Source organism: Luoshenia tenuis (assembly GCF_014384745.1).
Classification (GTDB): Bacteria; Bacillota; Clostridia; order Christensenellales.
Genome location: NZ_JACRSO010000001.1, coordinates 811,998 through 824,701, shown reverse-complemented (window position 1 = coordinate 824,701; position 12,704 = coordinate 811,998). Strand labels below are relative to the sequence as shown.

The following is a 12,704-nucleotide window of genomic DNA, read 5'->3' as shown; positions in this document are numbered from 1 at the left end:
CTCCTTCTCAGGCATCCAGGGCGATGCCGCTTTCCCGACACAGGTTGCGCACGTGCCGCAGCGCCTCATAATACTGATCGCGCCCCGACAGATGCTCGATTATGACCGGCAGATCGGGATCTTGCGCCTCGATTTTTTGCAGGTAATAGGGGAGGTCCACCTGCCCGCGGCCGGGAACCACTTCCTGCGTGGCCCAAGCCATGCCGGGGAGGATGCGCAGGTCCTTTACATGGCAGCTGCGGATAAAAGGCCCCAGTTTTTCAAAGCAGGCATCCATATATTCGCGCTGGCCCAGCAGCCGGCGCGGGGTGAACAGCAGGTTGCAGATATCCATATGGACCTTAAAGGCCGGCCGGTCGATCTGCGCGATCAGCGATAGATAGCTCTCCGGCGAATCGGGCACCATCCATTGCATGGGTTCCAGCGCAAAACAGGTATGCTGGGGCTGCACAGCGTCGATGATCTCCTGCACGGCGCGCACGGCCAGGGCCACGTGCTCCGGCGTGAAATTCTGCGGATAAGGGGCGTACCATACGCTGCCCGCGCTGCCGGACACGTTGACGCAGCAGCGGGCGTTCAGCCGCTCGGCCAGGGCTAGACGCAGCTTGCCCTGCTCAAGGGCCATCATCCGCTCCTTCGGGTCGGGCGAGACGGGGTTGTTCCAGATGCCCACCTCGGCCACCACAAGACGATGCTGGCGGCAATAGCGCTCAAACAGTGCAACGTTCTCCTCGCTCAAGGACGCCTCCGCCGGGTAGACCACCGCGCGGTAGCCAAGCGATAAATTGATATCCAGATATTCCGCCATGGAAGAGACCTGCCCGTAGGGAAACATTCCGCCTACATGCATACCTGCACCCTCCTTTACTTTGCCCTTATTGTACCATGTTTGGCCGGAGGAAGCAGCCTGTAAGGTGCGACAAATACGGCATAAAGCGGTATAATAAAGAAAAGATACGATAAAGGCGGAAACCGGCTATGTTTGAAAACGATTACATTATGCGCCAGATCGAGGGGCTGACCCGGTTTCTGGCAAAAGTTCTAATGCAAAAGGATATGGGGAGCGCGGATGTGATCGACGAGCAGGGGCATCTGGACCCGGGCAACTTTTTGCTTTACCGGTTGCAGGGCATGGTCGGGCAGGGGGCGATAAACGAGGCGGAGGACCTGCTCTTTGATACGATCAGGGCCGAGCCGCGGGAGGCGTATTTGAAGGTGGCGATCGACTTTTACAGTCTGCTGCAGGGAATGGAGGATGATGCCTTAAAAGCGGCGGATTTTACCCGGCAGGAGATCGCCGAAGGGCTGCGGGACGTGCGCGCGATCTACGGCGCTGACGGCCCGGGTGCATTGGTTTAAATGGATAAAAGGAAGGGTTGCCCGGCAAGGGAATGATTCAAAGCCTCCATTCAACCACCTCTTCAAGCCCTTTGCGCGTGCGCGCCCGGGGAAATTCGTTAGGATAGCCCAAGGCAACCGCTGCTACCAGCTGACCATCGCTGTGCAGCCATTCGCATAATTCTGGATATGCAAAATATATATCACAAATCCACAAGCTGCCGATCCCTCTGTCTGTAGCGGCAAGGACCATATTCTCTATGGCTGCGCCGATGGATTGAATATTGCAGATCTCAGCGATGCGCTCTTCTGTAGTTAGATCCTCCCAAATACTTTTGCCCAATGAATTAGAAACAAATACGATGACCGGAGCCTCTGCCATGATGTCCACGGTATATTTTGCCCCGGCAATATGCTGCTTGCTTTGCGGCAGTAAAGTATAATCGTGCTCTTCCCTTAAAATCCCCCGGCGAAAGGCAGACAGCATTTCTTCTTTGGCCCGCCCCTGTACGACCGTAAATTTCCACGGCTGCCGGTTTTTAGAAGAAGGGGCTTTTATCCCGCTTTGGATGATCGCCTCAATATCCTCTTTGGATATTGGGGCATCTAAAAATTTTCTGATGCTCCGCCTATCATAAACGGCTGAAATCATTATTTATATCCTCCTAAGAATAACTTAACGTTGTTCTCTCGCATTTTAACACAATTAGAGTTTGGGGTAAATCTATGGTAAATTGCTGGGGAGGGTATCCGCAGAACACCGTTACAGACGACAAAACGGCATAGCCATTTTGGCTATGCCGTTTGTATCACTTCCGATTAGGGATATGCCTCCCTGTTATGGAGCGCGATTGGAGGTGGGAACGGATCACTCCTCATCCTGCAGGGCGTCATACCCTTCCTCACCGGTGCGGACCTTGACCACATTCTCCACGTCGTATACGAAGATCTTGCCATCGCCAATGTGGCCGGAATACAGTACCCGCTTGGCCGCCTCGATCACGCTGCGCACCGGAACCTTGCATACCACGATGTCCACCTGCACCTTGGGCAGCAGGTTGATATCCACCGCAACGCCGCGGTAGTACTCGCTGCGGCCCTTCTGCATGCCGCAGCCCAGCACCTGGGTGACTGTCATACCGGAGATGCCCAGCTCGTTCATCGCGGCCTTAAAGGGCTCAAACCGGCTCTGGTTGAAGATCAGCACCAGTTTGGTCATCTTGGGCGTCCCTTCGGCAGGCGTGTGACCGGCGGAAGAATAATCCTGTACCGGGATGGCCTGCTCTACCGGGACGGCAGGGGAAGCGGCCATCGCGGCTACGCTAGCCGGCATGGCGACGCCATCGCCGGTTAAGCTGGCCGGCATGGGCATAAAATCCGCATAGCTGGAGGCCAGGCCGTGCTCTTCGATATCCAGACCCGCGATCTCCTCTTCGGGCTTGACCCGCAGGCCGATGGTCTTTTTGATGATGAAAAAGATGATCGTCATGGTCACGGTAACCCAGGCGATGACGGAAAGTACGCCAACGACCTGGATGCCCAGGAACTGGAAACCGCCGCCGTAAAACAGGCCGCCGTCGGTGGCCAGCAGACCCGTGAGGATCGTTCCGGCCGCGCCGCAGATGCCGTGCACGCCAATGGCGCCTACCGGGTCGTCGATCTTGAGGATCTTATCGACAAACTCAACGCCAAATACGATCAGCACGCCGGCCGCCAGGCCGATGATAGCCGCGCCCAAAGGGCTGACCATATCGCATCCGGCCGTAATGGCTACAAGGCCAGCCAACGCACCGTTGAGCGTCATGGAAACATCCGGCTTTTTGTAACGGATCCAGGTGACGCACATGGCGGTTACCGCCGCGACGGCAGCTGCCAGGTTGGTGGTCATAAAGATCGAGCCCATGCTGGTCAGGGTATCGTCACCCGTGGCGCTTAAGGTAGAGGTGCCGTTAAAACCAAACCAGCAGAACCACAGGATGAATACGCCCAGCGCGCCCAGGGTCAAACTGTGGCCCAAGATGGCTTTAGGCTTGCCGTCCTTATCATACTTGCCGATACGGGGCCCCAGCATCTTGGCGCCGATCAGGGCCGATACGCCGCCCACCATGTGCACGGCGGTGGAGCCGGCAAAATCGTGGAAGCCCATCTCGCTGAGCCAACCCCCGCCCCAGATCCAATGGCCGGATACGGGATAGACGATAAGGCTGATAGCGATGGAGTACAGACAGTAAGAGGCAAACTTGGTGCGCTCGGCCATGGCGCCGGAAACGATGGTGGCCGCCGTGGCGCAAAATACGGTCTGAAAGATCATGAACACCGGGGTGGGCACGCTCAGGCCCAGGAAGCTGTAATCCGCCTGGCTCATAAAATCGAACCAGCCGAAGAACTGATTGCCCGCGCCGAACATGATGCCAAAGCCTACCAGCCAGAAGATCGGCGCGCCCAGGGAAAAGTCCATCAGGTTCTTCATCACGATGTTGCCGGCGTTTTTCGCCCGGGTGAAACCGGTCTCTACCATGGCAAACCCGGCCTGCATGAAAAATACCAGCGCAGCGCCCAGCAATACCCAAATGGTATCAGCAGATGAAAACATACAATCCCTCCTCTAAATAATAAGCGTGCATCCCGCTTGGGGGCCGTGGGCAGCAAACGGTTGCCGCAAGGCCTTGTTTCGGGATGCACGCCTTTGTGCATCGACGATATTTGATTGCGCTTACACGCTGAACAGCAGCGTGGTGTAGGTGGGGAAGGGCCAGTAGCGGTCGCCCACCAGGGTCTCCAGCTCATCGGCTACCGCGCGCAGCTCTTGCATGGCGGCAAATACGGTATCCCGGTAATACTGGGCACAGGCTAGCGGATCGCTGGAGCAATGCTTGCCGCAAAGCAGCGCGTCGTCCAGCGCCTCGGTCTTGTGGTAAAGGCAATTGCCAAGGTCGCTCAGCTTGGTCAGCAGCGCCTTTTCCACTTCGCAGGAGATCCCGCCCAGGGCTTTTTTGGCCGCCGCCGCTTCGCTTAAATCCTTGATGTAGGCACAGACAGAAGGCAGAATGTCCCGCTTGGCCATTTCCAGCATGGTCAGCGCTTCGATATTCAACGCCTTACTGTAGCCTTCCAGCAAAATCTCGTAACGGGCGCGCATCTCTTCCTCGGTAAAGATCTTGTGGCGCTGGAAAAGCGCGATGTTTTCGTTGCTGATAAAATAGGGCAGCGCCTCAGGGGTGGATTTGAGGTTGAGCAGGCCACGCCTTTGCGCCTCTTGCACCCATTCATCCGAGTAGTTGTTTCCGTTAAAAATAATGCGCTTGTGTTCGGCAATGGTCTCGCGGATCAACTCGTTCAGGTCATGCGTAAAGTCGCTGGAGGTCTCCAGCCTGTCGGCAAATTGCGCCAGGGCGTCTGCCACGATGGTGTTGAGCACCACGTTGGGCCCGGAGATGGAGAAGGTGGAACCCAGCATGCGGAACTCAAACTTATTGCCGGTAAAGGCAAAGGGACTGGTGCGGTTCCGGTCTGTGGTATCCCGGGCGAAACGGGGCAGGGTGTGCACGCCGATCTTCATCTCCACCTTTTCCTGCCCATCGTATGTGGAGCCGCTCTCAATGGCCTCCAGCACATGGGTCAGATCCTCGCCCAGGAACATGGAAACGATGGCCGGCGGCGCCTCGTTGGCGCCCAGGCGGTGATCGTTGCCCGCGCTGGCTACGCTGATGCGCAGCAGGTCCTGATGCTCGTCGACCGCCTTGATGACGGCGGAAAGGAACAGCAGAAATTGCGCGTTCTCCTGCGGGGAATCGCCCGGTTCCAGCAGGTTGAGCCCCGTGCTGGTGGATATGGACCAGTTGTTATGCTTGCCCGAGCCGTTGACCCCGGCGAAGGGCTTCTCATGCAGCAGGCAGGCTAAGCCGTGCTTATCCGCTACTCGTTTCATGACCTCCATGGTCAGCTGGTTATGGTCGGTAGCGATATTGGTGGTGGTAAAGATGGGGGCCAGCTCGTGTTGGGCCGGCGCCACCTCGTTATGCTTGGTCTTGGCCAGTACGCCCAGCTTCCATAGCTCCTCGTCCAGCTCCTTCATAAAAGCGGAAACGCGGGGGCGGATGGTACCGAAGTAGTGATCCTCCAGCTCCTGCCCTTTGGGCGGTTTGGCGCCGAACAGCGTGCGGCCGGTAAAGATCAGATCCTTACGTTTTTGGAAGGCCGCCTTATCCACCAGGAAATACTCCTGCTCCGGCCCTACCGTGGTGTAGACCCGCGTGCCGACGGGGTGGCCGAACAGCCGGAGGATGCGCAGCGCTTGGCGGTTGATGGCCTCCATGCTGCGCAGCAGCGGCGTTTTTTTATCCAACGCCTCGCCGCCGTACGAACAAAAGGCCGTGGGGATGCACAGCGTTCCATCTTTAATGAAGGCATAGCTGGTGGGGTCCCAGGCAGTGTAGCCCCGCGCCTCAAAAGTGGCGCGCAGTCCGCCGGAGGGGAAACTGGAGGCGTCCGGCTCGCCCTTGACCAGCTCTTTGCCCGAAAATTCCATGATCACCTTGCCATCCCCGCAGGGGGAGATGAAACTGTCATGCTTTTCGGCGGTCACACCGGTCATGGGTTGGAACCAATGGGTAAAGTGCGTGGCCCCTTTCTCTACGGCCCAATCCTTCATGGCCGTGGCCACGACATTGGCGATCGTCAGATCCAGGCTCTTGCCGGCATCCATGGTCTTTTTCAGCGCTTTGTACGTTTCTTTAGGCAGCCGCTCACGCATGACGGAATCGTTAAAAACCATGCTGCCGAAATAGGTGGGGACATTGGCGCAACTCATCATCCATTCCTCCTTTTAGACGCTTGCCACTTTCTGCGGCAAGCCTAAAACAAAAAAGACGCTGCGGGTAATTGGACTACCCACAGCGTCTTTGCTGTTTGATGAGGCCATTATAGTGCGGCAGGTTAAATTTGTCAACCCTTTCACGGCAAAAATATGCAAGTTTTTTTATGGGACATGCAGAAAAATGGATATTACCTTATATATACGCAAGATAAAAGCTAATTGTTGCAGGAAAAATAGTTAAAATATCAAAAAGAGCGCCGCAAGGGTTGACAAACGCGGAAGGAGCGGCGTATACTTAAACAACAGGAGAACAAAGGAGTTCACGGGAAGTATTTTTATTTCCCATGTGAACTCCTTTTTTTGTTACTCGTAAATGCGGGCGTCAGCCTTAGGGCGGTTGGCGCTTTATGACAAGGAGGAAAGGCTGATGTTGCGGGAAGGACAGGTACGGATTCCATCGGGCTGCGCCATCTCCGGAATATTTGACCGGAGCGGCAGGCGCTTTGACGGCGGGGAGATCATTACCTCCATCGCCACCATGCACGACCGATCCAATGGCCTTGGCGGCGGGTTCGCAGGCTATGGGATCTATCCGGAGTATAAAGACGACTATGCGTTCCATATTTTTTACGATACCGCGCAGGCGAAAGAGAAGTGCGAGCGGTTTTTGGAGCGTCATTTTGATATCGTCAACCTTTCCAAGATCCCCACGCGCAAAAACCCGGCCATTACGCGGGAGCCGCTGATCTGGCGCTATTTCGTAACGCCGCTGCCCACCCGGCTGCAGGAGAGCCAGCTGGAGGAAAAGGAATTTGTGGTGGAGTGCGTCATCAGGATCAATACGCAGATCGAGGGCGCGTACGTATTCTCCAGTGGTAAAAATATGGGCGTGTTTAAAGCGGTGGGTTTCCCGGAGGATGTGGGCCGTTTTTACCGGCTGGATGAGTACGCAGGCTATGCGTGGACCGCGCACGGGCGCTACCCCACCAACACGCCGGGCTGGTGGGGCGGGGCGCACCCCTTTGCGCTGCTGGATCTGTCCATCGTCCATAACGGCGAGATTTCCTCTTATGATGCCAACCGGCGCTACATCGAGATGTTCGGTTACCAGTGCACGCTGCTGACGGATACGGAAGTGATCACCTATATCATCGACTATCTGGTGCGCAAGCAGGGGCTGACCATGGAGGAAGCGGCCCAGGTGATCGCCGCGCCGTTTTGGAGCGCCATCGATAACCTGCCGCCCCAGGCGCGGGATAAGATGCTGTACCTGCGCAATGCGTTTTCCGGATGCCTGGTCACCGGCCCGTTTTCCATTTTGGTGGGATTTGAAGGCGGCATGATGGCACTAAACGACAGGCTGAAGCTGCGCAGCATGGTGATCGGCGAAAAGGGAGACCGGGTGTACATGGCCAGCGAGGAGTGCGCCATCCGCATCATCGCCCCGAAGCTGGATAAGGTATGGGCGCCCCAGGGCGGAGAGCCGGTCATCGTGACGCTGCGCGGACAAGATGCAGGGGAAGGAGTGTAAGAGATGGCCATTGATTTTTTGTATCCGGAATACGAAGTGGTGCGTAATCCTGACCGCTGCATCGCCTGCAGGGTATGTGAGCGGCAATGCGCCAACGAGGTGCACCGCTTTGATGAGGAGCGAGGCAGGATGATCGCAGACGAGAGCAAATGTGTGAACTGCCACCGTTGTGTTTCGCTTTGCCCCACCAGGGCGCTTAAAATTGTAAAGAGCGACCACACCTTCAGAGAAAACGCCAACTGGACGGGCCAGACCATTGCCGAGGTCTACCGGCAGGCGTCAAGCGGCGGCGTACTCTTAAGCTCCATGGGCAACCCCAAGCCCTACCCTGTTTACTGGGATAAGATGCTGATCAACGCCTCCCAGGTGACCAACCCCTCCATCGACCCGCTGCGCGAGCCCATGGAGACCAAGGTATTTTTGGGGAAAAAGCCGCAGCTGGAGCGGGATCAGGCAGGCAATATCCGGACCGATAACCTGCCGCCACAGCTGGAGCTGGAGGTGCCGGTAATGTTTTCGGCCATGAGCTATGGTTCGATCTCCTACAACGCCCATGAGTCCCTGGCCCGGGCGGCCACGGCGCTGGGCACCTATTACAATACCGGCGAGGGCGGGCTGCACGAGGATTTTTATCCCTACGGGCCTCACACCATCGTTCAGGTCGCCTCCGGCCGCTTTGGCGTGTATAAGGATTACCTGGAGGCGGGCGCGGCCATTGAGATCAAGATGGGGCAGGGCGCAAAGCCCGGCATCGGCGGCCACCTGCCCGGGGCCAAGATCGTAGGGGATATCTCCAAGACCCGCATGATCCCCGAGGGGACGGACGCCATCTCCCCGGCGCCGCACCATGATATCTACTCTATCGAGGATCTGCGCCAGCTGGTCTACTCTTTAAAGGAAGCCACCGATTACCGCAAGCCGGTGATCGTAAAGATCGCGGCGGTGCACAATGTGGCGGCCATTGCCAGCGGCGTAGCCCGCAGCGGGGCGGATATCATCGCCATCGACGGGTTCCGAGGCGGCACGGGCGCGGCGCCTACCCGCATCCGGGATAACGTGGGCATCCCCATCGAACTGGCGCTGGCCAGCGTGGACGAGCGGCTGCGCCAGGAGAAGATCAGAGACAACGTTTCCATCGTCGTGGGCGGCTCCATCCGCTCCAGTGCAGACGTGGTCAAGGCCATTGCGTTGGGGGCGGACGCGGTGTACATCGCCACCAGCGCGCTGCTGGCGCTAGGCTGCCACCTTTGCCGCAGCTGCCAGGCGGGCAGGTGCAACTGGGGCATCGCCACCCAACGGCCGGAGCTGGTCAAGCGCCTGAACCCGGATATCGGCTGCCAGCGCCTGATCAACCTGGTATCGGCCTGGAACCACGAGATCAAAGAGATGATGGGCGGCATGGGCATCAACTCTATCGAGGCGTTGCGGGGCAACCGGCTGATGCTGCGCGGCGTTGGGCTGACCGACCGGGAGCTTGCGATCTTAGGGATCAAGCACGCGGGCGAGTAAAGGAGGCAAGGGATATGAAGCGGATCTATGTCAACGAAAAATGGTGCCTGGGCTGCCACCTTTGCGAGTATAACTGCGCCTTTGCCAACTCTGGCAAGCAGGACATGGTGGACGCGCTTAAGGGGAAGAAGATCTATCCCCGCATCCAGATCGAGGAGGGCAAGGATATCTGCTTTGCGGTATCCTGCCGGCACTGTGAGGAACCCTTGTGCGTAAAAAGCTGTATCTCCGGCGCGATGACCCGCACCGATGGGGTGATCCACGTAGATCAGGACAAGTGCGTGGGCTGCTACACCTGCGTGATGGCCTGCCCCTATGGGGCGGTCATGCCGGGGCCGGAGGGAAGCGTGGTGCAAAAGTGCGAGCTGTGCCTGCAAAACAGCTGTGGCGCGCCGGCCTGCGTGGCGGGCTGCCCCAATAACGCGATCTGTTACGAGGAGAGGTGAGGAACATGCGATACGTCATCATCGGCAACGCTGCAGGGGCTATCGGCTGCGTAGAGGGCATCCGGAGCCTGGATAGGGCGGGGGAGATCACCCTGGTTTCCAAAGAGCGGGAACATACCTATGCCCGTCCGCTGATCTCTTACCTGCTATGCGGAAAGACGGATGAGGAGAAGATGCGCTACCGCCCGGCGGATTTTTATGATAAGATGGGCTGCCAAACGCGCCTGGGCGTCAGCGCCGTGGAGATCGACCGGGCGCAAAAGCAGGTGATTTTGGAGGATGGAAGCAAGCTGCCCTACGATAAGCTGCTGATCGCCACCGGCTCGCGCCCCTTTACCCCGCCTATCAAGGGCTTAAGCAGCGTGCGCAGCGCCTATACTTTTATGACGCTGGAGGATGCCAAGGCGCTGCAGGGTATTTTGCGGCGGGACCGGCGGGTGCTGGTGCTGGGCGCGGGGCTGATCGGCCTAAAGTGCGTGGAGGGCATCGCCGGTAAGGTGGCCGCCATCGACGTAGTGGATATGGCTGACCGCATCCTCCCCAGTATTTTGGATGCGCAGGGCGCACAGATGGTGCAGCGCCACATCGAAGAAGCGGGGGATATCCGCTTTCACCTGGGCAAGAGCGTGGACTGCTTTGAGGGGAGCCGGGCGATCCTGACCGACGGGGAGGAACTCGCCTTTGACATATTGGTGGTGGCCGTGGGCGTGCGCCCCAATGTGGGGCTGGCCAAGAGCTGCGGCCTGGCGGTGGAACGGGGAATTTTAACGGATGCGCGCTGCGGAACGGACGATCCGGATATCTTTGCCGCGGGCGATTGTACCCAATCGCTGGATGTGACCACCGGCCAGAGCAAGATCTTGGCGTTGCTGCCCAACGCCTATATGCAGGGCGAGTGCGCGGGCATCAACATGGCGGGCGGGCAGGCGGCGTACGATAAAGCCATCGCCATGAATGCCATCGGCTTTTTCGGCCTGCATATGGTGACCGCCGGAAGCTACGACGGCCAAGCGGATCTCCAGATAGGCGAAGGCCTATACAAAAAGCTGTTTATTAAAGAGGGAAGGTTAAACGGCTATATCATCATCGGAGATGTGCGGCGCGCGGGGATCTATACCGCCTTGATCCGGAATCAAACGCCCCTTGACAGCCTGGATTTTGACCTGATCCGCGAAAAACCGCAGCTGATGGCCTTTTCCCAAAAGGCGCGCAAAGAAATGTTAGGAGGGGTAAGCCATGCGCATTGACGCATCCGGAATGCATTTTAAGGACCTCAACGACCAGATCAGAAATTGTGCGGACGCCAGCATTCAGGTGGAAAATTGCGTGGGTCAGCGCTACCTGGCTGCGGCCATGGGCGAGGATAAGGCATTGGAGATCCACGGCACGCCGGGCAACGCCCTGGGCGCTTACCTGGATGGCGGATGCGTGACGGTATATGGCAACTGCCAGGAAGCTACAGGCAATACCATGAACGCTGGCACCATCACTGTACACGGTTCCTGCGGGGACGCTACCGGTTACGCCATGCGCGGCGGGCGTATTTTTGTGCAGGGGGATGCGGGCTACCGTGCGGGTATCCATATGAAGGCTTATGAGCAAAAGGTGCCGGCGCTGGTCATCGGCGGGCGCACGGGCAGCTTTTTGGGCGAATATCAGGCGGGCGGGGTGATCGTCGTGCTGGGCCTGGGGACGCAAGATCAGGTGCCGGTCGGCCCGTTTTGCGGTACGGGCATGCACGGCGGGCGGATCTATATCCGCTGCAAAACGCCTCCGGAAGGGCTGCCCGCCCAGGTAGCGGCCCACACGGCCTGTGAAGAGGATAAAGCAGAATTGCGCCCGCTGCTTGAAGCGTACTGCGCGGCCTTTGGCCTGGACGCCGAAGCGCTGATGCGGGACGATTATTGCCTGTTGACGCCCAATACACAAAATCCCTATCGGCAACTTTACACGCCCAACTGATGGGCGGCAGGACAAAAGGCCTCCGGCTTTACCGGGGGCCTTTTGCCGCCCTTATCGCCCCAGCGGGATTTATGGTATAATTATATATATAGATAAAAAGCGGCGCGGCCCCAAAGCGGCCCGCAGCTGGGAAACGGGGGAGCTTGGCATGATCGATATTTTGGAATATTGGGATCGGGATGCGGCGGCGCGGCTCTGCGCGGCTATCGGGATGCCGCCGAAGGCTACGGAAGCCATCCTGCCCGAGTATGGACGGTTTGACCCCGCCAGTATTGCGCGGGCCTTTCCGCTGCTACTGGACCGGGCCACCGGCCCAGCGGGCGTGGCGGCGATAGAACCGGTGGTAGCGGCCACCGGCGCGCGGGCGCCCTGGGTATGGCTGGCCATCTTGCTGGCGGCCGCGGCGCGCAGGCGCCAGTTGGACGGGGAGATGGGCATCCCCGAGTCGGTGACGATGGATACGCTGGCTGCGCTTTCCCGCTTTGTGCGGGATTTTTATACCCAGGAGGGCCGCTGGGGCTTTAAGGGCCAAGGCTGGATCTGGCGGCAGTTAAGCGGCGGCATCTACCGCATTGGGGCGCTGGAGTTTGAGCGGTTCCGCTATCCCGGCCTGGCCATTGGGGCGGGCGAAGCCGCGTTGACACCGGGGGAAAAGCTGCTTTCGGTGCACATTCCGGGGGACGCGGTGCTGACAGAGGCCGCCATTGCGGATGCTTACGCACGGGCGGAGGGCTTTTTTGCCCGGTTTGCACCGGATTGGGATTACCAAAAGCTCTATTGCGATTCGTGGATGCTTTCGCCCCAGCTTAAAAAGCTGTTAAAGCCCGCTTCCCGGATACTGCGCTTTCAGCGCGATTATCAGATTTTGGAGTTTAACAGAGAGGATTGCCATTATATCCGCTGGATCTTTGGGGCGCAGACCGACCCCGCACTTTTCAAAGAGGAGACCTCTTTGCAGCGCAGCGTCAAAGCTTATGTGCTTGCCGGCGGCAGGGTAGGGGCGGGCGTAGGGGTGTTTGCCAAGGGGCGCTATGGCCTTATTGACGCGGACCGCCCGATACAGTAATATGGAGAAGGAAAGTTTTAAGGGACAATTTGAGAT

The 12,704-nt window shown here is 58.3% G+C and carries 11 protein-coding genes; 7 read left to right on the top strand and 4 right to left on the bottom strand.

The window, feature by feature from the left end; all coding sequences use genetic code 11:
* Positions 1-7: 7 nt before the first annotated feature.
* Positions 8-850, bottom strand: a complete 843-nt coding sequence (locus tag H8699_RS03940; RefSeq protein ID WP_249284575.1) for a sugar phosphate isomerase/epimerase family protein — start codon at positions 848-850, stop codon at positions 8-10.
* 128 nt (positions 851-978) lie between these two features.
* On the opposite strand from H8699_RS03940, the gene H8699_RS03935 reads away from it, so the two are divergent.
* Positions 979-1,359, top strand: a complete 381-nt coding sequence (locus H8699_RS03935; RefSeq protein ID WP_249284574.1) for a DUF6483 family protein — start codon at positions 979-981, stop codon at positions 1,357-1,359.
* Positions 1,360-1,396: 37 nt separating this feature from the next.
* On the opposite strand, the gene H8699_RS03930 is transcribed toward H8699_RS03935, so the two are convergent.
* The 3 genes from H8699_RS03930 to H8699_RS03920 form a co-directional block, all read right to left on the bottom strand.
* Positions 1,397-1,990, bottom strand: a complete 594-nt coding sequence (locus H8699_RS03930; protein ID WP_249284573.1) for a nitroreductase family protein — start codon at positions 1,988-1,990, stop codon at positions 1,397-1,399.
* Between the two features lie 216 nt (positions 1,991-2,206).
* Complete coding sequence (locus tag H8699_RS03925; protein ID WP_249284572.1) at positions 2,207-3,931, bottom strand: ammonium transporter; 1,725 nt, start codon at positions 3,929-3,931, stop codon at positions 2,207-2,209.
* 120 nt (positions 3,932-4,051) lie between these two features.
* Positions 4,052-6,148: a glutamine synthetase III family protein gene (locus tag H8699_RS03920; RefSeq protein WP_249284571.1), complete on the bottom strand. Its 2,097-nt coding sequence runs from the start codon at positions 6,146-6,148 to the stop codon at positions 4,052-4,054.
* Between the two features lie 433 nt (positions 6,149-6,581).
* Between H8699_RS03920 and H8699_RS03915 the strand changes: the two genes are divergently transcribed.
* The 6 genes from H8699_RS03915 to H8699_RS03890 all read left to right on the top strand — a co-directional run bounded on the left by H8699_RS03915 (position 6,582) and on the right by H8699_RS03890 (position 12,668).
* Positions 6,582-7,685, top strand: coding sequence for a class II glutamine amidotransferase (locus tag H8699_RS03915; protein ID WP_249284570.1), 1,104 nt, complete (start codon positions 6,582-6,584; stop codon positions 7,683-7,685).
* A gap of 3 nt (positions 7,686-7,688) precedes the next feature.
* Positions 7,689-9,194, top strand: coding sequence for a glutamate synthase-related protein (locus tag H8699_RS03910; RefSeq protein ID WP_249284569.1), 1,506 nt, complete (start codon positions 7,689-7,691; stop codon positions 9,192-9,194).
* A gap of 14 nt (positions 9,195-9,208) precedes the next feature.
* On the top strand, positions 9,209-9,640 hold the full coding sequence (locus H8699_RS03905; RefSeq protein WP_249284568.1) for a 4Fe-4S dicluster domain-containing protein: 432 nt from the start codon (positions 9,209-9,211) through the stop codon (positions 9,638-9,640).
* 5 nt (positions 9,641-9,645) lie between these two features.
* Positions 9,646-10,887, top strand: coding sequence for an NAD(P)/FAD-dependent oxidoreductase (locus tag H8699_RS03900; RefSeq protein WP_249284567.1), 1,242 nt, complete (start codon positions 9,646-9,648; stop codon positions 10,885-10,887).
* Complete coding sequence (locus tag H8699_RS03895) at positions 10,877-11,602, top strand: GltB/FmdC/FwdC-like GXGXG domain-containing protein (RefSeq protein ID WP_249284566.1); 726 nt, start codon at positions 10,877-10,879, stop codon at positions 11,600-11,602. The genes H8699_RS03900 and H8699_RS03895 overlap by 11 nt, the downstream gene beginning before the upstream one ends.
* 148 nt (positions 11,603-11,750) lie before the next feature.
* Positions 11,751-12,668 (top strand): acyltransferase domain-containing protein, encoded by a 918-nt coding sequence (locus tag H8699_RS03890; RefSeq protein WP_249284565.1) that lies wholly within the window; start codon positions 11,751-11,753, stop codon positions 12,666-12,668.
* Positions 12,669-12,704: the final 36 nt, after the last annotated feature.

Coding starts and splice junctions, on each gene's coding strand:
- H8699_RS03940 (WP_249284575.1), bottom strand. CDS start 850: ATGCATGTAGGCGGAATGTTTCCCTACGGGCAGGTCTCTTCCATGGCG.
- H8699_RS03935 (WP_249284574.1), top strand. CDS start 979: ATGTTTGAAAACGATTACATTATGCGCCAGATCGAGGGGCTGACCCGG.
- H8699_RS03930 (WP_249284573.1), bottom strand. CDS start 1,990: ATGATTTCAGCCGTTTATGATAGGCGGAGCATCAGAAAATTTTTAGAT.
- H8699_RS03925 (WP_249284572.1), bottom strand. CDS start 3,931: ATGTTTTCATCTGCTGATACCATTTGGGTATTGCTGGGCGCTGCGCTG.
- H8699_RS03920 (WP_249284571.1), bottom strand. CDS start 6,148: ATGAGTTGCGCCAATGTCCCCACCTATTTCGGCAGCATGGTTTTTAAC.
- H8699_RS03915 (WP_249284570.1), top strand. CDS start 6,582: ATGTTGCGGGAAGGACAGGTACGGATTCCATCGGGCTGCGCCATCTCC.
- H8699_RS03910 (WP_249284569.1), top strand. CDS start 7,689: ATGGCCATTGATTTTTTGTATCCGGAATACGAAGTGGTGCGTAATCCT.
- H8699_RS03905 (WP_249284568.1), top strand. CDS start 9,209: ATGAAGCGGATCTATGTCAACGAAAAATGGTGCCTGGGCTGCCACCTT.
- H8699_RS03900 (WP_249284567.1), top strand. CDS start 9,646: ATGCGATACGTCATCATCGGCAACGCTGCAGGGGCTATCGGCTGCGTA.
- H8699_RS03895 (WP_249284566.1), top strand. CDS start 10,877: ATGCGCATTGACGCATCCGGAATGCATTTTAAGGACCTCAACGACCAG.
- H8699_RS03890 (WP_249284565.1), top strand. CDS start 11,751: ATGATCGATATTTTGGAATATTGGGATCGGGATGCGGCGGCGCGGCTC.